The sequence below is a fragment of the Streptomyces sp. NPDC051286 genome (assembly GCF_044455345.1).
GTDB lineage: Bacteria > Actinomycetota > Actinomycetes > Streptomycetales > Streptomycetaceae > Streptomyces.
In genome coordinates this window covers 145,509-171,226 of record NZ_JBITER010000005.1, presented here as the reverse complement: position 1 = coordinate 171,226, position 25,718 = coordinate 145,509, and the positions used below count along the sequence as shown (strand labels likewise).

Here is a 25,718-nt window from a genome sequence, read left to right as displayed (position 1 = left end):
ACGGCCCGGTCCCTTCCGGGCTCTCAGGGCTTTTCGCCGTCCAGCTCGAACCAGACCACCTTGCCCAGCGCGTGCGCCGTCACTCCCCAGGCGTCCGCGAGAGCATGCACCAGGACCAGTCCCCTGCCGTGCGTACCGTCGTCGGCGTTCGGGACGTACGACATGGTCAGTCCGGTGACAAAGTCCCGGACCTCGACGCGTAGCGTCGCCGGTGCCACCTTCACGGTGACGACCGCTCCGTGATCCGTGTGGACCAGTGCGTTGGTCACCAGTTCGCTGAGCAAAAGCTCCGCCACTTCGGCAGAATCCTCCTGCCATCGATACCGTAGGAACTCCCGCAGAGCACACCGCACTTCGGCCACGGCCGACAGGTCGGTGCGAGCAAGTCTGCGGTGCAGCCGGACATCGTACTGACGCTCCATCGTCTCCCCCGCGTGCACAGTCGATCGCCCCCTTCTCGCCGAACATCCTCCCGGGATGCATGCCCCGCACAGGGGCTGTCACGCTTGTCGACTCATCAATATGCGCACAGGGGGGCGGCCGCACACCGGGCCTCCAGGACGAGGCCGGTAGTTCAGGCCTCTGCGACCGGCAGCGACACCCTTCTGATCCGGACACCTCCCGTGCCCGTGTCGTCGCCCTCCTCCTCGGCCCAGAGCGACCTGACATGTGACATATGGGCCAGCATGCAGGTCTCGGCCCGCTGGGCGTCACCGGCGATCAGAAGGTCGAGCAACTGCACATGCTCCTCGGCCGATGTGACCAACTGCCCCTGCGCGGCGAGTCGGTTCAGCCCGAAGAGACGCGATCGCTTGCGCAGGTTGCCGACTTCCTCCACCAGCCTGCGGTTGCCGGCCAGTCCGAGCAGTTCGAGATGGAAGCGACGATCGGCCTCCAGATAGCCGATGATGTCGTGCTCGGCAGCGGCGGCAACGATCGCCAGAGCGAGCGGCCGCAGCGCCTTCAGCTCCCTGGTCCTGCCCATCCGTGCGATGCGGCCGACGGTGGGGACCTCGATCATGGCCCGGAGTTCCGTGAAGTCGTCGAGGTCCTGTTCGGTCAGCTCGGTGATCCGAAAGCCCTTGTTGCGGACCGCTTCGACCAAGCCCTCACGCGCCAGGTCGAGCATGGCCTCACGGACCGGGGTGGCGGACACGCCGAATTCGGCGGCGAGCGCGGGAGCGGAGTAGATCATGCCCGGACGGAGGTCCCCGGCGATCAGGGCCGCTCTGAGGGCATTCGCCACTCGGTCGCGCAAGTGCTCTTGCGCCGAGATGGCGCCGAGCGTCGTCAGGCGGGCCATTTTGTTCCTCCAGCGCCGTACGGGCCCTCAGAATACAGCGGTGTGTTTCCGCTGAGGCCCGTCGTTCCCGGCCTGTGGACAACGTGGTCAGCGCGCCGAATTACGGTGCACCGCCACGGCGACCGCCAGCTCTTCCCAGCCCATTCCGACACTTTTGAAGAACAGGGAAGTTCGAAGGGAGCCGCTTTCGCGTCGGGGATCCGACCGGTCACCAGGTCGGCGAGGTTGCCGGTGATGTCCCCGGCGCTGAAGACTCGTTCCGCCATCGGGATCAGCAGATCGCCCGCCTCCGACAGAGCCGCCGCCCTCGATCGACGATCACGGCGGAGCGTGACACGAGAGCGGTGTCGACTCCGGCGATCTTCACTCGGGTCACGTGCAGAGTGGTGGCGTGCGTGATCAGCAGCTCTCCACCGGGCACTGTGACATGGTGCCGGGCCGGGGAAGTCTCCGGATCGAGTCCCCCGCTCAGCGCCGCCTCCAGGGCGTCCACGGCTCCGGGCTCCAGGACCTCGATGTCTTCGGCGCCGAGCAGGGGACGGTTCACAACAGGAATCCTTCGGGGAAGGGATCGGACGGGTTCAGGAAGAACTGTGCGGTACCGGTGATCCAGGCCCGGCCGGTGACGGTGGGGACGACTGCGGGCAGCCCGCCCACGGTGGTCTTCTCGACGAGACGTCCGGTGAACGACGTCCCGATGAAGGACTCGTTCACGAAGTCGGTGTCCAGGGGAAGTTCGCCGCGCGCGTGCAGTTGGGCCATGCGTGCCGAGGTGCCGGTTCCACAGGGCGACCGGTCGAACCAGCCCGGGTGGATCGCCATCACGTGCCGGGAGTGGCGGGCATCGGAACCGGGTGCGATGAACTGCACGTGCTTGAGGCCGTGAATGTCCGGATCCTCCGGATGGACGGGGCGGTCAGCGGCGTTGACCGCGTCCATCAGGGCGAGTCCGGCCGTGAGGATGTCGTCCTTGCGCGCCCGGTCGAAGGGCAGGCCGAGGTCGGAGAGATGCAGCATCGCGTAGAAGTTGCCGCCGTAGGCGAGGTCGTAGCGCATCGGCCCGTAGCCGGGTACGTCCACCGTCCGGTCGAGTGCGGCGCTGAACGCGGGAACGTTTGTCAGCGTGACGGCGGCGGCCGCGCCGTCCCTCACCCGGACGTCGACGCTGACGAGTCCGGCCGGGGTGTCCAGCCGTACGGTGGTGACGGGTTCGGTGACCTCGACCATGCCGGTCTCCACCAGAACGGTCGCGACTCCGATGGTGCCGTGCCCGCACATCGGCAGGAACCCGGAGACTTCTATGTAGAGGACGCCGAAGTCCGCGTCGGGCCGGGTGGGCGGCTGGAGGATCGCGCCGCTCATGGCGGCATGGCCGCGCGGTTCGTACATGAGCAGGGTGCGCACGGCGTCCCGGTGCTCCTGGAAGTACCTGCGCCGTTCGGCCATCGTGGCACCGGGAATGGTGCCGATGCCGCCGGTGATGACGCGGGTGGGCATGCCCTCGGTGTGTGAGTCGACCGCATGGAATATATGACGTGTCTGCAAGGCTCTCCCTGGTTTGTCACTTGGGCGCTGACCGGACCTACGGCGGTGGGAGCATCGCTCAGCCGAGGCCCCCGGCCAGCACCTTCTCCGTCGCGGCCCGGACGGCGGCCGCGTCGTCGGCGGGCAGCGGGAGGCGCGGCGGACGGGTGCGGCCGCCGTGGCGTCCGGCAACGTCCATGGATGCCTTGATGGCCTGGACGAATTCCGGCTTCGAGTCCCACCGCAACAGAGGGTGCAGTTCGCGGTAGAGCGGCAGGGCGGTTGCCAGGTCACCTGTCACAGCAGCCCGGTACAGCTCGACACAACACGACGGCAGCATGTTCGGGCAGCCGGCGATCCAGCCGACGGCCCCGGCGAGCGCCAGTTCCAGCAGTACGTCGTCGGCGCCGACGAGCAGGTCGAGGCCGGGCGCCTGTTCGGCGATCTCGTACGCCCTCCGGACGTCGCCACTGAACTCCTTGACCGCCACGATGCTGCCCTCCTGGTGGAGAGCGGCGAGCAGGCTCGGGGTCAGGTCCACCTTGGTGTCGTAGGGGTTGTTGTACGCGACGACCGGCACCCCGACTTCGGCCACGGCGGCGTAGTGGGCGCGGACCGCCGCGACCTCGCAGCGGTAGCCGTTGGGCGGCAGGAGCATGACGGAACCGGCGCCCGCCTCTGCGGCTTGTTCCGCCCAGCGTCGTGACTCGGCGCTGCCATAGGCGGAGACGCCCGGCATGACGCGGCTGCCGTCGCCGGCCGCCTCGACGGCGACCCTGACCACCTGCTCGCGTTCACTGTCGGTCAGGGTCTGGTACTCCCCCAGTGACCCGTTGGGCACCACACCGTCGCAACCCGCCGCGATGAGCTGTTGGACGTGCGTGGCATAGGCGTCGTAGTCGATCGTGCAGTCGTCGCGCAGGGTCAGCGGTGCGGCGACCATGACACCGTGCCAGGGGCGGGTGCGCAGGTGTGCGTTCGTCAGCATCGTGGCTCCTTATGAGGTGCGAGGTGTGACATGTCATGGCAGGCGGTGCATGGGCGGCAGCCGGCGGCGAGGAGCGCCGAGGCGCGGTGGGGAGTGGGTGCGGGTCTACCCCGGGTCGGTCGGTTCGGCGAGCGTGGACAGCTTCACGGGGCAGCCCAGCGGCCGCCGGTCGGGTCCGTCCGGTTCTTCTCCGGTGCCGGGTCCCGTGTTGTGTGCGGTGCCGTGCGCATCGGCCAGTTCGCGGGCGGCGAATCCGCAGGTCCGGCCCTGGCACCACCCCATCCCGGCCCTGGTGAGCAGTTTGACGGTCCGGGTGTCACCCGCTCCGAGTTCCTCGCACGCGGCACGGATCCGGCCCGCGGTCACCTCTTCGCAACGGCAGACCTCCGTGTCGTCGGTCAGCCATGCGCTCCACCCCGCCCCCGGCCGGTGCACGGCGCCCATCAACGCGGCGAAGGCCCGCAGGCCGCGCCGGGAACGACGCAGAGCGACAGCTCTGCGTGCCGCTTCCCGCCGCACCCCGCCCCGAACCTCGCGAAGGACTGACAGCGCAGCCAACTCCCCTTCACACAGAGCAAGTTCGACACCCCCGATACCGCCCGTCTCGCCCGCCGCCCAGACCCCCGGCACGGTGGTCCTGAGCTGCTCGTCGAGGACGACCGCGTGCGTACCGTCCGCGCACACGCGCGTACCGCAGCCCACCGCCACGGCGAGCTCCAGCTGAGGAACGAGCCCGTGCCCGACGGCGAGTGCATCGCAGGCGATCCTGCGACCGGTCCCCGGCAGCGGACGCCATCGGTGGTCCACCCGGCTGACGGTCACCGCCTCCACCCGGTCTTCGCCGTGCACGTCGGTGACTGCCCGGTGGGACAGAACCCGGACTCCGGCGCGGGCCAGCGCCACCCCGTACCGGACCGCTTCCGCCGCCTTGCCGGGGTTGACGGCCAGCACCAGGGGATTTCGCGCGTACGCGCCGTATCCGGACGCTTCGACCAGCGCCGGAACACCGGCACCGGCGCGCGTCAGCGAGAGAGCGACGGCCTGAAGAAGCGGACCGCTCCCCGCGACCACGATCCGGCGGCCCGGAAGCACCAGGCCGGACTTGAGCATGGCCTGGGCCCCGGCCGCACTCACCACACCCGGACGTGTCCATCCGGGGAAGGGCAGTTGACGTTCATGGGCCCCCGTCGCCAGCAGCAGTCGGCGGGCCGGGACAGCGCTGCGGTGGTCCCCTTCGGATCCGGTGACGGCGTGCAGGATCCAGTCACCGTCACCGGCTCGTTCGACCGTCCAGACATGGTGATCGGCGAGATGGCGGATCGCGCCGGAGTCGCGGTGCGCCGCAAGCCGTGCCGAGAGTTCGGCGAAAAGGGACCAGCCGTGGTGAAGGGCGCCCGGCCGGGCGGCGCCGAGCCCGTCGGCCGGGCTCCGGTAGTACTGTCCGCCGGGCGTGACGGCCGAGTCCAGCAGAACCACGTCGAGCCCGTGATCGGCCGCGGTGACGGCCGCGGCCAGGCCGGCCGGCCCTGCGCCGACCACGGCGAGTCCGACACGGTCCGCTGCCCGTGGCAAGCGTTCAGCTGTCGAGTGCGGCATGCCCGTCGCCCTCCTGCGTGGTGATGATGTCGCCGGGACGGGCGGGAAGCAGGCACGCGCGCTGGTTGGGCCGGCCGTTCACGGTGGCCAGGCAGTCGTAACAGGCACCGATGCCGCAGAAGGCTCCCCGAGGTCGGCCGTGGACGCGAGTGGTACGCCAGGTCAGGATGCCCGCCGACCAGAGTGCCGCGGCGATGCTCTGGCCCGGCAGTCCACGGATCGGGCGCCCGTCGAAGGTCAGCTGGAATGCCGGTCCCGGCTCCGCCGCGACGAGTTCGGCCGGGGTGCGTGCACGGGTACGTCTCACAACATCCTCTCCCGGGGCACGAGCCCCCTCCACCGTCATGGGATCCGACTCATGGCGTCGAACCGGTCCGGGGCGAACGGTCCGAGATCGATTTCCGGCTGCCGCCCGGCGATCGCATCGGCGATCAGCAGCCCGGTCGCGGGGGCCAGCCCGATCCCGGCCCCTTCATGGCCGCAGGCGTGGAAGAGACCCGGCACCCGTGGGTCCGGGCCGATCGCCGGCAGATGATCGGGCAGATACGGGCGGAACCCGTGGTAGGCGCGCATCACCCGCACATCCGCCAGTACGGGGAAAAGAGCGGCGGCCTGGGAGGCCAGTCGGGCGATCACCGGAACCGACAATGTCCGGTCGAAGCCGACCCGCTCGCGGCTGGCCCCGATCAGCACCGGCCCCGAGGGGGTTCCCTCCACCACGGGCGAGGTCTGCAGCGCCGCGGAACCGCTCGACACATCGGCCACGTACTCCGCCGCGTAGACCTTGTGCCGAATCAGCCGGGGCAACGGTTCGGTGACGAGCACGAACCCCCTGCGCGGCAGGACCGGCAGGTCCACTCCGGCCAGTGCGGCCAGTTCGCCGCCCCAGGTGCCCGCCGCGTTGACGACCGCCGGGGCGAGCAGTTCGCCGTGTGCGGTGCGCACCCCGCGTACCGCGCCCTCTCGGTCCCTGAGGATCGCGACGACCTCCTCCCCCAGGCACAGGCGCGCCCCGGAGCGGTCGGCGGACCGTAACAACTCGGCTGCCGCAAGTGCTGGTTGAACCTGCGCATCCTGCGGATAGTGGCAGCCTCCGGCGAGGTGCGGTGCGAGATGGGGCTCGATGTCGCGGAGCCGGTCGGATGTGACGTGGTACGCCTCGACTCCGGCCGCCCGCTGGCCGGCGGCCGTCGTGGACAGGGTGGTCAGGGATTCCTCGGACGCCGCCACGACCAGGCCGCCCTTGTGCTCGTACTCGATGCCCGCAGGCAGTTCCTCCGCCAGTCGGCGCCACAAGGAGGCGGAGAACAGGGCCAGTTCGAGTTCGGGTCCTGGAACTTTGTCGGAGACCAGGAGGTTTCCCTCCCCGGCTCCGGTGGTGCCTCCGGCGACCGGTCCGCGGTCGACCACTGCTACGGACAGTCCGAACCGGGAGGCGTAGTAGGCGCAGGCGGCACCGACCACTCCGGCCCCGACAATGACGACATCCAGGGTCTGTCTCATGGGCACGGCAGTAATATGTCACATTGCTATAGGGCCGCCAAGGGTGCGCACAGGGCCAGTTGAACGACTGTCACCCCCTCGCGGCGCTCGCAGGGGTGCCGGTTCCGCCGCCGGGGAAGTGGAGCCATGGACACCCCGAAGCGCCGATCCCGAGGAGTCGTGATGCACGACGACCACACGCTGGTGGAGGGCCGCCTGGAGCGCGCCCTCCAGCAATTCATCCGCCCCGCCCAGTACGCGGACCGGTCCCCGCTCACCCTCTCCGTGTGGCACGCGCCGGGCGAACCGGTGCCGGTGGCGGAGGCGATGACGGGGACGTACGAGCCGTTCGGGGTCGGCACGGAGTGGGGCAGGCCCTGGTCGACCAGCTGGTTCAGGCTGGAGGGCACAGTGCCCGAGGCGTGGGCGGGGCGCCACGTCGAGGTGGTCGTCGACCCCGGATTCTCCGGTCAGGGTCCGGGCTTCCAGGCAGAGGGGATGCTCTACGACACGGAGGGCGTACCGCTCAAGGGCATCCACCCCCGCAATCGCCATCTGAGGGTCGCGACCGCGGCGTCGGGCGGTGAGCCGGTCTCCTTGCTGCTCGAGGCGGCGGCCAACCCGGCCGTACTGGAGCACGGCTTCATGCCGACTCCGCTCGGGGACGTCCTCACGGCGGGCGACCGGCCGCTGTACCGGTTCGTCTCGGCGGACCTCGCCGTGCTGGACGAGGAGGTCTGGCATCTCGTCCTGGACATCGAGGTGTTGTCGGAGCTGATGCACGAACTGCCCGCCGATCGGTCACGACGGCACGAGATCCTGCGGGCGCTGGAGCGGATGCTCGACGCCCTGGATCTGCACGATGTGGCGGGCACGGCGTCCGTAGCCCGGGCCGAGCTCGCCGAGGCACTCGCCCGCCCCGCGTCGGCGAGCGCGCACCGGATCTCGGCCGCCGGTCATGCCCACATCGACTCGGCGTGGCTGTGGCCGCTGCGCGAGACGGTACGGAAGGCCTCGCGCACGTTCGCCAATGTCGCCGCGCTCGCCCAAGACTATCCGGAGCTGGTCTTCGCCTGTTCGCAGGCCCAGCAGTACGCCTGGGTGCGTGACCATCAGCCGCACATCTGGGAGCGGATCAAGCAGGCGGTGGCGGACGGACAGTGGGCGCCCGTCGGTTCGATGTGGGTGGAGTCCGACGCCAATATGCCGGGCGGTGAGGCGCTGGCGCGGCAGATCGTGCACGGAAAGCGTTTCTTCCGGGAGGAGCTGGGGGTGGAGACGGAGGAGATCTGGTTGCCGGATTCCTTCGGCTACACGGCAGCATTCCCGCAACTCGCCGCACTGGCAGGGGTGAGGTGGTTCCTGACGCAGAAGCTCTCCTGGAACCAGACCAACAAGATGCCGCACCACACCTTCTGGTGGGAGGGCATCGACGGGACCAGGGTCTTCACCCATTTCCCGCCCGTCGACACGTACAACGCGCACTTCCATGCCCGCGAACTCGCCCATGCGGAGAAGAACTTCGCCGAGAAGGGGCGGGCGACCCGCTCGCTGGTGCCGTTCGGCTGGGGCGACGGCGGCGGCGGTCCGACCCGCGAGATGCTGGAGAAGGCGCGCCGGCTCCGCGATCTGGAGGGTTCTCCGCGGGTCACGATCGAGAAGCCGTCGGCGTTCTTCGCAGCCGCGGAGGAGGAATACGCCGAGCAGGCACCGGTCTGGTCCGGCGAGCTGTATCTGGAGCTGCACCGGGCGACGTACACCACCCAGGCCAAGACCAAGCAGGGCAATCGTCGCAGTGAGCATCTGCTGCGGGAGGCCGAGTTGTGGGCGACGACGGCAGCACTTCGGGCGCCCGGGTACGTCTATCCGTACGAGACGCTGGACCGGGTGTGGAAGACGGTGCTGCTGCATCAGTTCCATGACATCCTGCCCGGCTCGTCGATCGCCTGGGTGCACCGCGAGGCCCGCGACACCTACGAACAAGTGCGGGCGGAGCTGGCCGACCTGGTGGCCGAGGCGGTGACCGCGCTAGGGCGTCTTTCGAAAGGAGCGTCGTCCGCCCGTAGGGCGGGCAAGGCGGGACTTCCGAAACACGCCCCAAGCGCCGCAGAGGGTCTGGTGGCGCTCAACTCCTCCCCGTACGACCGACGTCAGGTGCTGGAGCTGGACGCGGAGGCGAGCGCGGCGCTGCCGTCCGGTGCCCATGTCCAGCAGCTGGCCGACCGGCGCACGGCGGTGCTCGCCAAGGCGCCGGGCCTGGGCGCAGGACTGCTCGACGGGTCTGCGGTACCCGAACACGAGGTCACGGCGGGCCGCACGTCGGACGGGGGATTCGTCCTCGACAACGGCCTGCTGCGCTTCACCGTCGACCGCGACGGGCTGATCGCCGCCGTCCGTGACCTCGGCGCACGGCGTGAGGTCCTCGCCCCCGGTCACCGGGCCAACCTCCTTCAGCTGCACCCGGACCACCCCAACCACTGGGATGCCTGGGACATCGACCGGCACTACCGCCGGACCCGCACCGATCTGACCGATGCCGACTCGGTCGAGCTCGTCGAGGAGGGACCGCTGCGGGCGGCCGTACGCGTGGTGCGCTCGTTCGGCAGGTCGCGGATCGTGCAGGAGATCCGGCTGGCGGCGGGGAGCAGGCAGATCGACATCGACACCGAGGTGGACTGGCAGGAGTCGGAGAAGGTCCTCAAGGCCGCGTTCCCGCTCGATGTGCATGCCGAACGGTCCACGTCCGAGATCCAGTTCGGGCACGTCCACCGCGCAACGCACGACAACACCGGCTGGGACGCGGCGCGTTTCGAGATCTGTGCGCACCGCTGGCTGCGGGTCGCCGAGCCGGGATACGGGATCGCGGTGCTCAACGACTCCACGTACGGGCACGACGTGACCCGGACCCCGCACAGGTCGGGGCTTGCCACCACCGTACGGCTGACGCTGCTGCGCGCCCCGCACAGCCCGGATCCGGAGACCGACCTCGGCACGCACCGGTTCCGGTATGCGCTGGCGCCCGGGGCGGAGATCTCGGACGCGGTACGCGAGGGGCTCGCGTTCAATCTGCCGCTGCGCGCGGCCGTGGCCCCGGCCGCGCCGTCGCTGGTCACCACCGGGCATCCGGCGGTGACCGTGGAGTCGGTGAAGCTCGCCGAGGACCGAAGCGGCGATGTGGTCGTCCGGCTGTACGAGTCGGCGGGCGGCCGGGCGGAAGCCACGCTCCGGGTCGGCTTCCCCGTGGTGCGGGCACAGATCACCGACCTGCTGGAACGCCCCCTGAACGAGGCAACCATCGATGAGCACGGTCTCGTACTGGCGCTGCGGCCGTTCCAGATCCTGACGGTGCGACTCAGACCGACCGGCACATGGGGGGTGGGAGAAGGAGCGGGGCTGGGTGTGTGCAGCTGCAAGGCGGAGGATTGAGGCATGGCGGAGCCATGGTGATTGACGACAACGCGGCAGATGTGCGTGCCCAGCCCCGCGACGCCGCCTCCCATGTGCCGGTCGGTCTTACGGCCTGGTGCACGATAGAGAGTGGATCAGCGAGCGGCGTCATGCGGCTTCGAATCCAAGGCGGAGGAGGGTGGCGACGCGAAGGGGGCCCCTCTCATGCCTTCAAGGCCATGGGGGAGTCGTCGACTGACGACAACGCCGGAGGCGGAGTCGCATGACGCCGGGAGCCCGCTCGCTATCGTGCACCAGGCCGTTACCCCGGCCTGAGCGACGGGAGGCCGTCAGGGGCGTGGCACGTTCCGCAGGTTGGAGCGGGCCATCTGAAGCATCCGGCCCACGCCGCCGTCCAGCACGATCTTGCTTGCGGAGAGCGCGAAGCCGGTCACCATCTCCGCGCTGATCTTCGGCGGGATGGAGAGCGCGTTGGGGTCGGTGACGACATCGACCAGGGCCGGTCCCTTGTGCTTGAAGGCGTCCTTGAGGGCGCCTTCGAGCTGCTTGGGCCTCTCCACCCGTACGCCGTACGCACCGGCGGCCCGGGCGATCGCCGCGAAGTCCGGGTTCTTGTTGGTCGTACCGAACGACGGAAGCCCCGCTACCAGCATCTCCAACTCGACCATGGAGAGGGATGAGTTGTTGAAAACAACCACTTTCACCGGAAGGTTGTACTGGACGAGGGTGAGGAAGTCGCCCATCAGCATGGTGAATCCGCCGTCGCCGGACATCGACACGACCTGCCTGCTCCGGTCGACGAACTGGGCGCCGATCGCCTGCGGCAGCGCGTTGGCCATCGAGCCGTGGCTGAACGAACCGATCACCCGGCGCTTGCCGTTGGGGGTGAGATAGCGGGCCGCCCACACATTGCACATGCCGGTGTCGACGGTGAACACCGCGTCTTCGTCGGCGAGTTCGTCGAGCACCGAAGCGACGTACTCGGGATGGATAGGGATGTGCTTCTCGACCTTGCGGGTGTACGCCTTGACCACGCCCTCCAGCGCGTCGGCGTGCTTCTTCAGCATCCGGTCGAGGAACTTACGGTCGGTCTTGACCTTCACCTGCGGCGTCAGACAGCGCAGCGTCTCACGGACATCGCCCCAGATCCCCAGATCCAGCTTGGACCGGCGGCCGAGGTTCTCGGGGCGCACATCGACCTGGACGATCTTCACATCGGTAGGCAGAAAGGCGTTGTACGGGAAGTCGGTGCCGAGCAGGATCAGCAGGTCGCACTCGTTGGTCGCCTCGTACGCGGCACCGTAGCCGAGCAGTCCGCTCATGCCGACGTCGTACGGGTTGTCGTACTGGATCCACTCCTTGCCGCGCAGCGCATGACCGACGGGGGCCTTCACCCGCTCGGCGAACTCCATGACCTCGGCGTGGGCGCCCGCCGTGCCGCTCCCGCAGAACAGCGTCACCCGCTTCGCCGCGTCGACCATCCGGCAGAGCTTCTCGATCTCCTCGTCACCGGGCCGGACCGTCGGCCGCGCGGTGACCAGGGCGTGCTCGATCGACTTCTCCGGCGCCGGCTGGGAGGCGATGTCGCCCGGCATCGAGACGACGCTGACCCCGCCGCGTCCGATCGCGTGCTGGATCGCGGTCTGGAGCAGCCTGGGCATCTGCTGCGGGTTGGAGATCATCTCGTTGTAGTGGCTGCACTCCTGGAAGAGCAGCCCCGGGTGGGTCTCCTGGAAGTAGCCGAGACCGATCTCGCTCGAAGGAATGTGCGAGGCAAGGGCGAGGACCGGGGCCATCGAGCGGTGGGCGTCGTAGAGACCGTTGATGAGGTGCAGATTGCCGGGGCCACAGGAACCCGCGCAGGCGGCCAGGGTCCCGGTGATCTGGGCCTCGGCGCCGGCGGCGAAGGCGGCGGTCTCCTCGTGTCTGACCTGGATCCACTCGATGCCCGCGTTGCGGCGAACGGCGTCGACGACCGGGTTGAGGCTGTCGCCGACGACGCCGTACAGGCGCTTGACGCCTGCCCGGACGAGAATGTCGACGAACTGCTCCGACACGTTCTGCTTGGCCATGGGTGCGTATCCTCTCCGCGGTAGGACTCCATCAACCCATGGCGCGTGCGCTTACGCCTCCCAGACGCCGACACTCGTACGGTCGTCGGCGTACCCCTTCACCCTGAGCTGGGTGTCCGCGAGGAACGCCGCCAGGCCGGGCGGCTCCTGGGGCGTCCAGCGTTCGGCGAGCTCCTCGGCGAGGGCGGGTTCGCCGCGCAGCGGCTCGGCGAGACCGGTACTGCACAGGAGCAGCGTGTCCCCCGGGCGGGCTACCGAGGCGCGGAACCGGAACGGCGGCGCGGGTGGCCATGGCGGGCTCTCGACGTACGGGGACGGGGGCGTCGCGATCCCCAGGTCCATGGTCAGCAGGTCGCCGTCGGGCCCGCTCTCGGGCGACGCGAACCCGAAGCCGACGACGGCCTGCCCGGTGATGGCCCCGGGATCCGGGACGTCCGGTTCGAGGTCCTGCCAGATGCCGTCCCGCAGCCGGAAGAGCCCCCCGCCGCCCGCCCCGAAGAAGACCCGGGTCCGGCAGGCAGGATCGGCTGACAGCAGCAGACACCGCAGCCCCGCGGTGTACTCCTCCGGTTCGAGCCCCAGCTCGACGGCGCGGGCGCGGAGTTTGCCGTAGCTGCGGTCGGTGAGGCGGTGCAGACCGGACTTGAGGTCGCCGCGGCGACCAGCTCTTATGTCCTCGGAGAGCCGGGGGTGGCTACGGCCGACGGCCCCGCCGATCCAGCGGCAGGCGTCTGCGGCCGCGAGATGGGCACGCTCGGTGGCACGGGCGCCACTGGCAACGGCGACGAGCACGAGGGCGTTCTCGGCGGCACCGAACCGCACGGTGAGCAGGGCGTCGCGCCGGGGCTCTCCCCGGAACCGGGCGGAGTCGCCACGCACGGAGGCGGCACGCAGCGTGTATGTCCCGTACCGGGCGCCGTCGAGCACGGTGTCGGCGACGAGTCCGTCCAGTTCCTGGGGGGCGGTGGCGGGGAGAGTGGTCGGCTCGGCGTCGTAGGTGGGCGGACGGTCGCCTACGTACGAGAGGCCGGGGCGGGCCGCGGGATCCGAAGGGGGTTCGGGAGCCGTCCCGGGGTTGGGTGCGGCCGGGAGCGGGGTGGTCGGTCCCGCCCCGGGCGCCTCTGGCTTCGCGGAGACCTGCCGTCGCGGGAGCGGCGGTACGGAGGCTGTGGTCGGCGCTTCGACAGGGAGCGGCGGAGGGGCCGGCGGCGCTTCGGCAACGGATGGCGGCTTGGCCGGCGGCGGTGGGGCGAAAGTGCTCGGCCGCGTGGGGCCGACCGGCGGTTCCCACGGCGCACGCGCCTGCACGGATTGCACGGGAGCAGGAGGCGGCGGAGGTTCCGGTGCCGACAACGGCGGAGGCGGAGGAGGTGCAGACGAAGGCGGAGGTGCAGCCGGCGGCGAAGACGGCACGGGCGGACCGTCGGCGGGCGCCACGTGGGGTGGTTCCGGAAAGGCGGCGCCCACGCCCGGCCCCGCCGGACCCACCGCCCCCGAAGCCGAGTCGAAGCGGTCGTCGAGACTGTCGGCCACGCTGCTCGCCCCGGCGTCCGCGGCGGTTTCGTCGTACAGCCTGCGCCACCAGTCGTCCTCGTGGGCGGCGGGCCTCTCCCCCTGCTGACTCATGCCCCTATTGTCCACCGCACAGGGCATACGAAAACGGGTCATCAGGAAAAAGAGGTCCGCCGGGCGACCCCACCCCCCACGGGAAGGTCGCCCGGTGGACCGATCAGGGTGTGATCAACGCACGGCGTACGCGTCATTCACGGTCTGGACGACGGAGTTGCCGTTGTCGTCCGTCAGTTCCGTCTTCAGGGTGACCGACTTGCCGGCCGCACCCGCGTGGTTCACGGTCGCGGTCCAACGCCCGTCCTGCTGTGCGGTGGTGGCCTGGGTCCAGGTCGTTCCACCGTCGTACGAGTACGAGACCTTTGCCGCGGTCAGCTTGCCGGGCGTGTAGCCGGCGTGGCCGGTGACGCTCAGGCCGATCGTCTGACCGTCTTTCGCCGCAAGGGTCTTGAGCCCGTCGGTGTCCAGGTCGTATCCCGGGAAGAGCAGCGGGATCCCCTGCGAGTACACGTTCTCGTCCTGCTTCGAACGGAACTTCCAGGTGGTCTCGGTCTGGGTGGACCGCTTCCACACGGTGGCGGGCTGACCGAACTTGAAGGTCTGCATGGTGAGTTCGTACGCCGCGTCCTCGGCCGGGACGGTGAAGACCCCGGACGGCCACGCGGACTGGCCGAGCACCTGGCCACCGCTGGTGAGCCTCATGTTGCCCATGTCCCCGAAGGAGCCCTGGATGCCCGCGTGCTCGCTGTCCGCCCAGAAGCCTGGGGCGACACCGATCAGGTTGCCCTGACGCTCGGCGGCGAGCACTTCCTTGCCCTGGGCGTCACGCGGAGTGGACGGGCCGACAATCCCCCGGTACCAGTTCTCCGTACGCTCCGAGCCGGACGCGTAGGTACGAGCCGGGTCGACCATGAACTCGCCCCAGGGGAAGCTGGAGGAGACGTACCGCTCCCAGCCGGTGTCGCCCGCCGAGTAGTACTCGGTGCGCTTTCCGGGGACGGCGACGGTGTCGGAGGCGGCGGAGTAGCGCCCGCCGTACGGCCGGCCGATGATCATCGTGTCGACGTAGTCGGCTGCGACGCCCATCGCCTCGTACGTGGCGGTGGACCTGCCGAGCTTGCTGTCACGGACCTTGTACGTCCGGTCCGAGGTGACCGGGCCGGTCTCGGGGAAGCTCAGGTTGTAGACGAACGGGCTGACGGCAGTGCCCTTCCAGCGCAGCTTCACGGGGCCGGCGGCCAGAGCGGCGTTCAGGTCGGCGGCCTCACTCGCTTCGACGGCGAGGGAGGGCAGCGGCGCCGAACCAAAGCCGACGGTCGGCTGCCAGAGGCCGGCGGACGGCCGGTGCACAATGATCGCCTTCGCGCCGGCGGCCTTGGCGTTCCGCGCCTGGACGCTCATGGATCCGTCGTCGGTGACCCTCACCAGGGCGATCTTGCCCGTGACATCGGCGGCCTTCAGCTCGGCGGGGGTGCCGGTGCCCGCGTCGACGAGCGCGGCCTCGCCGGTACCGTCGAGGTTGACGGAGCCGGTGCTCGCGAGCTGCGGATGCAGTTCGGCGCCGCCGACGACCGAGAGCTTCTCGATCTGCGGGGCGTACGCACGCCAGGCGCTGTCGAACTCGAAGTCGCCGTCGCTCGCCCTGCCCTGGATGTCGACCAGGTAGTTCTTGACGATGCGGGTGCCGGTGATGGAGCCCGAGTGCAGCCAGACGTCGTCCCAGCTGCGGCCGAAGGCGAGGGTCGTGGAACGGGCCTCGGACGGGCGGTCCTCCGTCTTCACCTGGATCTGGTGAGCCTTGCGGGCGTCCAGGACCAGGGTGGTGTCCTTGGTGACGTTCAGCTGCGGGCGCGCCAGGTATCCGACGGACTCGACGAGCCTGCCGGTGGCGTCCTTCAGGTCCGGCGACATGATGAAACTGGAGACGAAGTAGGCGCCGGGGCGGACCTGGTACACCTGGTCGGCCGAGCCGTCGTTGAAGCGGCGCTCGCCACGAGCGGTGTCGGTGCCGATGACGTCCAGCGAGGAGGAGCCCGCGGCGGGCTTGCCGGTGCGGTCGACCAGCTTGACCCGCAGGGTTACGGTCTCCGCGCCGACGTACAGCGAGAACGGGGTGGAGACCTTGACGCCGTCGGCGCCGGTGGCCAGGACACGCCCGGTGACATCACCGTACTGGGCGGCCTTCAGCTGCGCGGTCGGGTCGATCTGCAGCGGGACCTTGACGGTGGCTCCGGCCGGGACGGTGACACTGCTCGCGTCGAGCTTCGCGACGGAGGAGCGGACGGCCGAGCCGTCGTTGCCGGTGACGCCCTGGACCTTCAGCGACAGCTTCACCGGCTCGGTGCCGGAGTTGGTGTACGGGACGTCGACCGTGGTGCGGTCGGACTTGTCCTGCGGCCAGTTGAACGTGCCGCCCTGGACGGCGGGGGCACCGACGACGGTGGTGTCGATGGCGGCCTTCACATCGAGGCGGCCGCCGCCGGTCTCCCGTACGTCACCGGGGATGTCGCTCTTCGCGGACGAGACGAGGGCCGCCTTGATCTGCTGTGCGGTCCAGTCCGGATGCCGCTGCTTCACGATCGCTGCGGCGCCCGCGACATGCGGGGTGGCCATCGATGTACCGGACATCGTGCGGTACGCGTAGACACCGCGGCCACCGGCCGCCGCCGCCGAAATGGCGACGCCGGGGGCGGCGATCTCGGGCTTGAGGGTGTGCGAGCCGATCACGGGTCCGCGGCTGGAGAACCAGGCCGTGGAGTCGTCGCGGTCGACGGCGCCGACGGTCAGCACGCTGGGGGCGCAGCCCGGGGAGGAGACGGTGTTCAGCGTCGGGCCGGAGTTGCCTGCCGCGATGACGAACAACGTGTTCTTGCTCTGGGCGAGTTGTTCGGCGGCGACGCTCATCGGGTCGGTGCAGTCGGTCGGCGTCGGGCTCCCGAGGCTCATGGAGACGACATCGGCCTTCTGGTCGACGGCCCACTGCATGCCGGCGATGATCCAGGACTCGGCACCGAATCCGCCGTCGTTGAGGACCTTGCCGGCGAGCAGGTCGGCGCCGGGTGCGACACCCTTCTTCTTGCCGTCACTGGCCGCGCCGGTACCGCCGACGGTGGAGATGGTGTGGGTTCCGTGGCCCTGTCGGTCGTCGGTGGTGTGGGAGTCGGTGAAGTTCTTCGAGGCGGCGATCCGGCCCTTGAGGTCGGGGTGTTCGGCGTCGACACCGGTGTCGAGGACGGCGACCCTGGTGCCCTTGCCGTCGTATCCGGCGGCCCAGGCGAGGTCGGCGCCGATCTGCTTGGTCGACTGGTCGAGGGTGGCCTGGACCTTGCGGTCGAGCCAGAGCTTCTTGAGACCGGAGGCCGAGCGGGAGCGGTTCTGGGTGACGTCCGACCAGAAGTCGGCAGCCTTCGCCTTGTCCGTCTTGAGCGCGACGCCGTCGATGGCGTCGAGGGAGAGCCCGCGCTTCGCGCCGCGCGGCGTGGTGGGCGCGGAACGGGCCAGGTCCTGGCCGTAGACCGCGATCAGCGGCAGGGACGTGGTGCTCGCGTCGTCGTAGCCCTGGCGGATCAGTCCGGTGACGTTGAAGAGCTCCTCGTCGACCGTGCCCGCAGCGAGCGCCTCGGTCGCGGTGTCCGGGTAGACGTACAGGTCCTTGCCCGACTGCCGGGTCTGTACGAGAGGTACGGTGCCGTCCTCGCGCGGCAGTGCGGTGGCCGACGAGGCCCCCGAACGGTCCGTCCTCACCAGGACCTTGTCGCCGGTGACAAGGGTGACGGTGACCGGCTTGCCGCCCTTCGCGACAGCGGCGGCGTCGGCTGCCGCGCTGCCGGTCAGCGGTCTCTTCGAAGTGGACTCCGTCGGTGGCGCTGCCACGGACGGTGCGACCACGGTGACGGCCAGGACCGCGGCAGTCGCCGCTCCCAGTGCCGTACGCGATATCGGGCGCATCGCTCTCCCCAGATGAATACGGATCAGGACAGCACAAGCTGGCTGATTCCGGAGGCTATTGGTGCTGCGGTGGGCGCCACATTGGCATGGCGGCGAGCGCTAGAGGGATGATGTACACGGCGGGTTTACGCCGTGGCCGTTTTCCGCCACGACCGGCCGGCCGAAAGGGCGGAACGATGCGGAATTGACGCGTCCGGGGAGGGGTCCAAGGGTGCTGGGAGCCATAGGTCTCGACGGGAGACAGGAGTCCGCCTATCGCGCGCTCGTCGCGTTGGGCGCAGCGGAGGTCTCCGACCTCGCACACCGGCTGGGACTTCCCGAGTCGGAGACCGAGCGGGCGCTTCGCCGACTGGAGCAACAGGGCCTCGCCGCCCAGTCGTCCGCCCGCACCGGGCGGTGGGTGGCGGCGCCGCCGGGGGTCGCCCTGGGCGCGCTGCTGACCCAGCAGCGCCACGAACTGGAGCAGGCGGAACTGGCGGCGGCGCTGCTCGCCGAGGAGTACCGGGCGGATGCGGCCGAGCCCGCCGTGCATGATCTGGTCGAGGTGGTCACGGGCGCGAGCGCGGTGGCTCACCGCTTCCACCAGTTGCAGCTGGGTGCGACCAGCGAGGTGTGCGCCCTCGTCACCGGGAAGCCGATCGCCGTCAGCGGCATGGAGAACGAGTCCGAGGAGCAGGCGGCGACCCGTGGGGTGTCCTTCCGGGTGGTGCTCGAGCGGGAGGTGCTCGCCCTGCCGTCCGGAATCCTGGAGCTGTCGGCGGCCCTGAGCCGGGACGAACAGTGCCGGGTCGTCGACCGGGTGCCGACCAAGCTGGTCGTCGCCGACGCCTCGCTGGCGATGGTTCCGCTGACCGGCCGGGGTGCCGAGCCCGCGGCGCTGGTCGTCCATGCCTCCGGGCTGCTGGAGTCGCTGATGGGGCTCTTCGAGGCGGTGTGGCGCGAGGCCATGCCCTTGCGGCTGGGCGAGAGCGGATGGGCTCACGAGGACTCCGTGGGTCCCGATCCGACCGATCTGGAAATTCTGTCGCTGCTGCTGGCCGGGCTCACGGACGCGAGCGTGGCGAAACAGCTGGAGCTGGGACTGCGGACCGTACAGCGGCGGGTGAAGGGCCTGATGGAGCTGACCGGGGTGTCGACACGGCTGCAGCTGGGCTGGCACGCGTACGAACGGGGCTGGGTGGCCCGCACACCGCGGGCCTGAGCAAGCCGGGTCCCCCACGACGGGGCGGTGGATCAGCGAGCGGCGTCGTGTGGCTTCGATGACCAGGCGGATGACGGAGCCGCAGGGCGACGGGAGCCCACTCCCTGCCGCGGGGGAGGCCGTAAGGCTTCGGGAACGCCTCATCACCCCTCTGAGCTGCGTCGACGGCGTCCGCCGGAGTCTTGCTGGCGGGCGGAACCTGCCGGACTCCGGCAGGCTGGTGAGATGGGTGTGTGGCAGCTCATCGCCGTTGGCCTGGTTATGCTGCTCGGCCTGGTCGGCGTGCTGGTGCCCGGGGTGCCCGGCCAGGCGATCATCTGGGCCGCCGTGCTGTGGTGGGCACTGACCGACAGGAGCCCGGCCGCCTGGGGCGTACTGATCGGCGCCACCGCGCTGCTGTTGCTGAACCAGGCGCTGAAACCGCTGCTGCGGCCGCGCCGCCCGCACGAGGCCGGGGCGCCGCGCAAGACGCTGATGCTGGGCGGGATCGCCGGGATCGTGGGCTTTTTCGTGGTGCCCGTGGTGGGCGGGATCCTGGGATACATCGGGGCGATCTATGGCACGGAACGCCTGCGGCTCGGCAGCGGCGGAGCGGCGCGAGCCTCACTCCGTTCGGTGATGCGGGCCACCGGCTACTCCGTACTCGTCGAGCTGTTCGCGTGTCTGCTGGTGACGGGGGCGTGGCTGGGAACGGTGCTCTGGGGCTGACCGCCCGCCCCCTTCCCGCTGGGGCCTCGAAGAAGAGGTCTGACGTGCGGATCAGGCCGATCCGGCATGATCCGAAGACAGTCCCCGGAGCTCCAGGTGGCGCACGGCGTACGAACGCCAGGGCCGCCACCGCTCCGCCTCGGGGCGCCCGTCCGGATCCACATCGGGGTCACCGAGCGCCCGCATCCTGATCAGCGCCGCGGCCGCCGGGCCGATCCCCGGCAGCCGCACCAGCGCACGCTCGGCCTCCTCGCGGTCCGCCCCGGCGTCGAGCCGTACGTCCCCGTCGGCCAGCGCGGCCGCCAGCGCCCGCAGCGCCGGCGCCTCCGCCTCTCCTGCCAGCACTCCCGGCTCAGGGAACACATGCGTCAGCCCTCCGCAGGGCACGTCCAGAACCTTCCCGTACGTCTCCACGAGCCGCTCCGCCGTGTCCCGGCCCACCAGCGTCCGTACCGCGAACTCCTCCGGGTCCGCCGCCCCCGGCGACCGCAGCCCCGGGCGGGCGGCGACGCGCGGTGCCAGCAGCGGGTCGGCGCCGAGCCGCTCGTCGACGGCATACGGATCGGCGTCCAGGTCGAAGAGGCGCCGCAGCCGCTGCACCGCCGTCGTCAGATCGCGCAGATCGGTGAGGTGGATCCGGGCGTCCAGCCACGCCCCCGCGGACCGCTCGTCGACGGCGACGATGCCCGTCCCGTACGGCAGCCGCAGGGTGCGCCGGTAGGTACGGGCGCCCCGCTCGCCGCTGATCTCCTCGATCCGGGCGACCGTCTCACCGGCCAGCAGATCGAAGACCTCCCGGGCGGCGTACGGCCCGCGGTGGGCGAGCCGTAGCGGGACCCCGGTCGTGCGCGCCTCCCGTACCGCCGCGCCCAGCCCGGTGCCTGCCTCGGCCCGCAGTTTGCTCGGCGTACGGGCGTAGATCTGCCGGATCGTGTCGTTGAACTGGCGCACGCTGGCGAAGCCCGACGCGAACGCGATCTCGGTGACGGGCAGCCCGGTCGTCTGGAGCAGCACCCGTGCGGTGTGCGCGCGCTGGGCACGGGCGAGGGCGACGGGTCCGGCGCCCAGCTCGGCGTTGAGCTGCCGCTGCACCTGACGCGAGCTGTAGCCGAGCCGGTGGGCAAGACCGGGAACGCCTTCCCGGTCGACCACGCCGTCGCCGATCATCCGCATGGCGCGGCCGACGACATCGGCGCGTACGTCCCATTCCGCGGACCCCGGGACGGCGTCCGGGCGGCATCGTCTGCAGGCCCGGAAGCCGTGGCCCTGGGCGGCGGCCGCGGTCGGGTAGAAGCGGACGTTCTTCCGCTTGGGAGTGACGGCGGGGCAGCTCGGCCGGCAGTAGATGCCGGTGGTCTCGACGGCGAAGAAGAACTCCCCATCGAAACGCGCGTCGCGGCTGCTCACCGCCTCGTACCTGGTCTGTTCGTCCATCACACCGCCCAGTGTGCGCCACCCCCCAGTGGCGCACTCGCGGTTTTCGGACGTGGACCCCGCCCCCCGTGCGCTACCGCAGCCGACCCCGCTTGGCGTCCATGGCCGCACGGCCCTCGGCCCCCTTGCGCTTCCACTCGCGGCGGAGCTCGGACCGTACCCGGGCATCGGTCTTGGCGACGATGCGCTGGTTCTCGCGGAGCAGCTTGCGGTAGCTGTCGAGGCGCCGCTCGGGCAGTGCGCCGTCCTCGACGGCGGCGAGCACTGCGCAGCCAGGCTCGGACTCATGGTTGCAGTCGTGGAAGCGGCACTCCCGGGCCAGGTCCTCCACGTCCGAGAAGACCTGCCCGACACCGGCCTCCGCGTCCCAGAGACCGACCCCGCGCAGCCCGGGGGTGTCGATGAGGACGCCCCCGGAGGGCAGGACCAGCAGGTTGCGGGTCGTCGTGGTGTGCCGGCCCTTGCCGTCGACGTCACGGGCTGCCTGGACAGCCATCACGTCGTCGCCGAGCAGGGCGTTGGCAAGCGTGGACTTGCCCGCGCCGGACACTCCGAGCAGCACACTCGTACCGCCGGAGACGATGGCGCCGAGCACGTCGAGCCCCTCCCCGGTGGCGGAGCTGACGCGCAGCACCTGTACACCGGGGGCGACGGTCTCGATGTCCTGGACGAGGTACGCCAGCGTGGCGGCGTCCGGCACCAGGTCCGCCTTGGTCAGCACCACCAGCGGCTGCGCAGATCCGTCCTGCGCGGACGCCCCGTCCCGCAGCAGCGCGTCACCGCTGGAGCTGGACATGGCGAGCGCCAGAAAGCGTTCCACCCGCCCCAGGTCGAGCTCCACGGCGAGCGAGACGCAGATGGCGATGTGGTCCACGTTGGTGGCGAGGACCTGTCCCTCGGACCGCTTCGACGACGTCGAGCGCACGAAGGCGGTACGCCGTGGCAGCAGCGTCCGTACGAACTGCGGATCACCTTCGGGGTCGACGGCGACCCAGTCGCCCGTGCAGACGATCCGCATCGGGTCGCGCGGCACCACGAACGCGGTGTCGGCGCGCACGGTGCCGTCGGGGGTGACGACATCGCACTGACCGCGGTCCACTCGCACCACCCGTCCGGGCAGCAGCCCCTGTTCGGCGTGGGGAGCGAACTCGGCGGCCCAGTCGTCGTCCCAGCCGTACGGTGCCAGCGGATGCGACACGGACGGGCCGACGAGGGAGGAGAGCGGGGAAAGCGAGGAGAAAGACAAGGGAAACCCTTCAAAGGGTGGCCCCGGCGACGCGCACACGGGCGCGTGGAAGTTACGGAGAAGGTCAGCCGGCGGCCACGGGAGTGAGAACGATGCTCTTCGGGTTGTGGGCAGCGCCCACCGCGACGACAGTCATCAATGTCCTCACCTCCTGGTCCAAGCACGGGGCCGACACCGGCGGTTCATGCCCGCCGTCCGGAACGCTGCACACGATAGCCCGGGACCGCCCGACGGCGTCAACACATTTTTGATCCGTACGCCCGATGCCCACCACCGCCCGTGGAGCGGTGGGCATCGGCGCGTGCGGTCCCGTACGGACACGGGAGTCCGGGCAGGCCGCGGCTCGGCCCCGGCCGCACGCACATCACGAGGCGTCGGTTGTTGAGGGAGCTGTTGCCCGACAGCACCGGGATGTCGTCAGCAATGCACGACAGCACCTCGTCACGGATACGGAAGCGCCGGTTCCGCAGCACCACTCACATGGGTTCTATCCGGAGGTCATTCACCGAGGTCCTCGCAGGAGGTGCGCGCGGCGGGCACGAGTCCGTCCGCGCGGGGCGGACCCGGCTCGGGACGAGGCGCCCGGTCCCGGTCCCGGTCCCGCCGGGCCGCCTGCCATTCGGCGAGCAGACGGTCGTAGATCGGGGTGTCGTCCTCCGTGTGCCGGTGCAGGCCCCACGGGCGTTGGCTGTCGTACTGGTCCATGGGACGCCTGTACCCCGTTCGACGGGTAACGGCCGCCGCAACTGCGGCAACCGGCCCAGTACTCCCCTCCAACGAGGGGTTCGAGCAACTGCTCACGGGCGGGGGAACTTCCGCCTTACGACGGATCAGCCGCCGAGAGGCACGCCACCGAACAGCGGAGCAGCGTCCTGGGCCGGTGGAATGTCTCCGGTCGTTCCGCCCCATCCGGGCAGTACCGCGCGCCTCGGGGACGGAGAACGCAGAAAAAGAGGAACGCCCCGGATCGCAGGAGACGCGATCCGGGGCGAACCGGAAATGAGCACGGGGCTCGGCCGACAGCGGTCAGCTGTTGGCGCAGGCGTTGCCGAAGGCCGGGTTGAGCAGACCGATCACGCTCACGGCGTTGCCGCAGGCGTTGACCGGAATGTGAATCGGAACCTGGATGACGTTGCCGGAAATGACGCCCGGAGAGTTGAGAGCGGAGCCGTCGGCACCGGTGTCGGCGAAGGCGGGCGTAGCGGCACCGATCGCCATCAGCGTTCCGGCGGCGATGGCAGCAGCCTTGGTGTACTTCACTTTCATCCCTTTCTTTGACGGAGTCCGGAGCGGTCACGACTTTCGTGCCGCACGAGCGTTGTCCTGATCGCTCGTAACTCCGCCACTGTAATTCGTAACGATGTAAGTCCGTGCACGAAACTCTTCAAGGAGAGAATTCACGGAAATCCGCCCGAATGACGTAATCTCCCAATCGCCCTGCGCCACCGCCGGAATCATCCGGAATCTCCGATGCGCCGAGCGAGCCGCGGGCAGCAGCAGGCCCGGGCCGCGCAGGGGAGGAACGCCGGCGGCCCGGGCCAGTTCGGTGCGACTGGATCAACTGATGGAAGCGCCGTTGCCGGAGAGCACCGGGATGGTGTCCCGGATGCGCGACACGGGCTCGTCACCCTTGGCCCGGGTGGAGTTCTCGGTGCACTGCTGGTTCTGCGGCGAGGACAGGACGTTGACGTCCTGGACCGCCACCGGGACGACACCGAGGAGCGCACCGGCGTCGACCTTGGCCGGGAGGCCGACGCAGGGCTCGTTCAGGCCGCCCTGGACCAGGCCGAACTGCGGGCTCCAGTCCCCACGGGTCTCGGAGTTGCCGAAGGATTGCGAGGCACCGTTGCCGTTGGCCGAGATGGCACCGGTGTCGCTGCCGATGACCATCGCCTGTGGAGCGAGCGTGGCCGAGATGCCGACTGTGGAGGCGGCGACGGCGCCCGCAGCCAGAACCATCTTGATCACGATGAACCCTTCTCGCACTTGACGCCCCATGCCGGAGCGCGCCCTGCCCAACTCGGCGCAGGGCGTTTGGTTCTGCTCATTCACCCGAATGTAAGGACGTCACGGACACTCGTGCGAGAGCACGCCCGGAAACCCGCGGTTCCGCCTGAACAACCGGCTGGAGAACATGCGTGCGTCACCCGTCCGGGTGGTCACATAATTCCCGTGGACTTTCGAGTTTCCTTCACCAATTCCCCATCGTTACGACTGTCGACAAGCGCACTTCAGGAACGCGACCGGCAGAGATTCACCGATTCCGCCGCGGCGCGACCACCGCTTGCCGAAAACGGACATGGAGAACCGCCGGGGCGGCCGCCCCGGCGGTAACTGCCACCGCCTAGTGAAAGAAATGCGGGCATTCCGCCCGCGCACGATGTCCTAAGAAAGGGCAACTAATGCGAAAAGCCTTGAGTAAAAGCGTGATCGTCATGGCGGCGGCGTCAGGAATCCTGACCGCGGCCGGCGGCTACGCGTTCGCGGATGCCTCGGCCGACGGGACGGCCACCGATTCGCCGGGCATCGGCTCCGGCAATGCCATGCAGGTGCCGGTACACGTTCCCGTCAACCTCTGCGGCAACACAGTCAATGTGGTCGGGCTGCTGAACCCGGCCTTCGGTAATGGGTGCGAGAACACCGACAGCGGTCCGGACGACAACGGGACCCGGGGCGCGAGCGCCGAGGGTTCAACCAGCGACTCCCCCGGGGTGCTGTCGGGGAACCTGATCCAGGCTCCTATCGATATCCCGGTCAATGCCTGCGGCAACTCCGTCGATGTCGTCGGTGCGCTGAACCCCGCGTCCGGCAACGGGTGCGCCCATACGCACCGGCCGTCAACGTCAGTGCCGCCCACCACCGTTCCCCCCGTCACGGTGCCCCCCGTGACCGTGCCGCCCGTCACGGTGCCCCCCGTCACGGTGCCGCCCGTCACCGTTCCCCCCGTCACGGTGCCCCCCATCACCGTGCCGCCCGTCACGGTGCCGCCCATCACCGTTCCCCCCATCACCGTTCCCCCCGTCACCCCGCCGCCCACCACCGTTCCCCCGACCACCACCGTGCCCGTCACCGACACGACAGTGCCGCGTACCCCGCATGTCCCCGGCCTGCAGTTGGCCCACACCGGCGCCGCCGACCTCGGCCTGGCAGCCGGAGCGAGCGCCGCCCTGCTGCTCGGCGGCACGGTGCTGATGCGCCGCGCCCGAGCCGGACAGAAGTGACGTAACCGCTGGATCGCG

20 protein-coding genes are annotated in these 25,718 nt (G+C 70.1%); 4 read left to right on the top strand and 16 right to left on the bottom strand.

The window, feature by feature from the left end; all coding sequences use genetic code 11:
* Window positions 1-23 precede the first annotated feature (23 nt).
* The 8 genes from ACIBB8_RS07960 to ACIBB8_RS07925 all read right to left on the bottom strand — a co-directional run bounded on the left by ACIBB8_RS07960 (window position 24) and on the right by ACIBB8_RS07925 (window position 6,914).
* On the bottom strand, window positions 24-422 hold the full coding sequence (locus ACIBB8_RS07960) for an ATP-binding protein (protein WP_398949563.1): 399 nt from the start codon (window positions 420-422) through the stop codon (window positions 24-26).
* Between the two features lie 152 nt (window positions 423-574).
* Entirely contained in the window at window positions 575-1,303 is a 729-nt protein-coding gene (locus tag ACIBB8_RS07955) for a GntR family transcriptional regulator (RefSeq protein ID WP_398949562.1), read from the bottom strand.
* A gap of 271 nt (window positions 1,304-1,574) precedes the next feature.
* Complete coding sequence (locus ACIBB8_RS07950) at window positions 1,575-1,850, bottom strand: hypothetical protein (RefSeq protein ID WP_398949561.1); 276 nt, start codon at window positions 1,848-1,850, stop codon at window positions 1,575-1,577.
* Window positions 1,847-2,848: a proline racemase family protein gene (locus tag ACIBB8_RS07945; RefSeq protein WP_398949560.1), complete on the bottom strand. Its 1,002-nt coding sequence runs from the start codon at window positions 2,846-2,848 to the stop codon at window positions 1,847-1,849. Before ACIBB8_RS07945 ends, ACIBB8_RS07950 begins: the two co-directional genes overlap by 4 nt.
* 58 nt (window positions 2,849-2,906) lie before the next feature.
* Window positions 2,907-3,815, bottom strand: a complete 909-nt coding sequence (locus ACIBB8_RS07940) for a dihydrodipicolinate synthase family protein (protein ID WP_398949559.1) — start codon at window positions 3,813-3,815, stop codon at window positions 2,907-2,909.
* Window positions 3,816-3,920: 105 nt separating this feature from the next.
* Entirely contained in the window at window positions 3,921-5,411 is a 1,491-nt protein-coding gene (locus ACIBB8_RS07935) for an NAD(P)/FAD-dependent oxidoreductase (protein ID WP_398949558.1), read from the bottom strand.
* Window positions 5,392-5,757 (bottom strand): (2Fe-2S)-binding protein, encoded by a 366-nt coding sequence (locus ACIBB8_RS07930; RefSeq protein ID WP_398949557.1) that lies wholly within the window; start codon window positions 5,755-5,757, stop codon window positions 5,392-5,394. Before ACIBB8_RS07930 ends, ACIBB8_RS07935 begins: the two co-directional genes overlap by 20 nt.
* Window positions 5,754-6,914, bottom strand: a complete 1,161-nt coding sequence (locus tag ACIBB8_RS07925; protein ID WP_398949556.1) for an NAD(P)/FAD-dependent oxidoreductase — start codon at window positions 6,912-6,914, stop codon at window positions 5,754-5,756. Before ACIBB8_RS07925 ends, ACIBB8_RS07930 begins: the two co-directional genes overlap by 4 nt.
* A gap of 162 nt (window positions 6,915-7,076) precedes the next feature.
* Here ACIBB8_RS07925 and ACIBB8_RS07920 point away from each other — a divergent pair, with 162 nt between their 5' ends.
* Window positions 7,077-10,319: an alpha-mannosidase gene (locus ACIBB8_RS07920; RefSeq protein ID WP_398949555.1), complete on the top strand. Its 3,243-nt coding sequence runs from the start codon at window positions 7,077-7,079 to the stop codon at window positions 10,317-10,319.
* A gap of 311 nt (window positions 10,320-10,630) precedes the next feature.
* Here the strand turns inward: ACIBB8_RS07920 and ACIBB8_RS07915 are convergent, their stop codons facing one another.
* From ACIBB8_RS07915 to ACIBB8_RS07905, 3 genes are all read right to left on the bottom strand, one after another.
* Window positions 10,631-12,373: a pyruvate dehydrogenase gene (locus ACIBB8_RS07915; RefSeq protein ID WP_398949554.1), complete on the bottom strand. Its 1,743-nt coding sequence runs from the start codon at window positions 12,371-12,373 to the stop codon at window positions 10,631-10,633.
* 51 nt (window positions 12,374-12,424) lie between these two features.
* A complete protein-coding gene (locus tag ACIBB8_RS07910; RefSeq protein WP_398949553.1) occupies window positions 12,425-13,999 on the bottom strand; it encodes a protein phosphatase 2C domain-containing protein in 1,575 nt (524 codons plus the stop codon).
* Between the two features lie 114 nt (window positions 14,000-14,113).
* On the bottom strand, window positions 14,114-17,890 hold the full coding sequence (locus ACIBB8_RS07905; RefSeq protein ID WP_398949552.1) for a S8 family serine peptidase: 3,777 nt from the start codon (window positions 17,888-17,890) through the stop codon (window positions 14,114-14,116).
* Window positions 17,891-18,101: 211 nt separating this feature from the next.
* Between ACIBB8_RS07905 and ACIBB8_RS07900 the strand changes: the two genes are divergently transcribed.
* Both ACIBB8_RS07900 and ACIBB8_RS07895 read left to right on the top strand, forming a co-directional pair.
* Window positions 18,102-19,091, top strand: coding sequence for a helix-turn-helix domain-containing protein (locus tag ACIBB8_RS07900; RefSeq protein WP_398949551.1), 990 nt, complete (start codon window positions 18,102-18,104; stop codon window positions 19,089-19,091).
* A gap of 225 nt (window positions 19,092-19,316) precedes the next feature.
* Window positions 19,317-19,799, top strand: a complete 483-nt coding sequence (locus ACIBB8_RS07895) for a DUF456 domain-containing protein (RefSeq protein ID WP_398949550.1) — start codon at window positions 19,317-19,319, stop codon at window positions 19,797-19,799.
* 51 nt (window positions 19,800-19,850) lie between these two features.
* On the opposite strand, the gene ACIBB8_RS07890 is transcribed toward ACIBB8_RS07895, so the two are convergent.
* From ACIBB8_RS07890 to ACIBB8_RS07870, 5 genes are all read right to left on the bottom strand, one after another.
* A complete protein-coding gene (locus ACIBB8_RS07890) occupies window positions 19,851-21,233 on the bottom strand; it encodes a DNA-3-methyladenine glycosylase 2 family protein (RefSeq protein ID WP_398949708.1) in 1,383 nt (460 codons plus the stop codon).
* A 73-nt stretch (window positions 21,234-21,306) separates the two neighbouring features.
* Window positions 21,307-22,479, bottom strand: coding sequence for a ribosome small subunit-dependent GTPase A (gene rsgA, locus ACIBB8_RS07885; protein WP_398949548.1), 1,173 nt, complete (start codon window positions 22,477-22,479; stop codon window positions 21,307-21,309).
* A 498-nt stretch (window positions 22,480-22,977) separates the two neighbouring features.
* On the bottom strand, window positions 22,978-23,184 hold the full coding sequence (locus ACIBB8_RS07880) for a hypothetical protein (protein WP_358857151.1): 207 nt from the start codon (window positions 23,182-23,184) through the stop codon (window positions 22,978-22,980).
* A gap of 321 nt (window positions 23,185-23,505) precedes the next feature.
* Window positions 23,506-23,739, bottom strand: a complete 234-nt coding sequence (locus tag ACIBB8_RS07875) for a chaplin (protein WP_398949547.1) — start codon at window positions 23,737-23,739, stop codon at window positions 23,506-23,508.
* Window positions 23,740-24,036: 297 nt separating this feature from the next.
* The gene (locus ACIBB8_RS07870; RefSeq protein ID WP_398949546.1) at window positions 24,037-24,447 is read right to left on the bottom strand and encodes a rodlin; all 411 of its coding nucleotides are present in this window, start codon (window positions 24,445-24,447) and stop codon (window positions 24,037-24,039) included.
* 434 nt (window positions 24,448-24,881) lie between these two features.
* Between ACIBB8_RS07870 and ACIBB8_RS07865 the strand changes: the two genes are divergently transcribed.
* Window positions 24,882-25,700, top strand: a complete 819-nt coding sequence (locus ACIBB8_RS07865) for a chaplin (protein WP_398949545.1) — start codon at window positions 24,882-24,884, stop codon at window positions 25,698-25,700.
* Window positions 25,701-25,718: the final 18 nt, after the last annotated feature.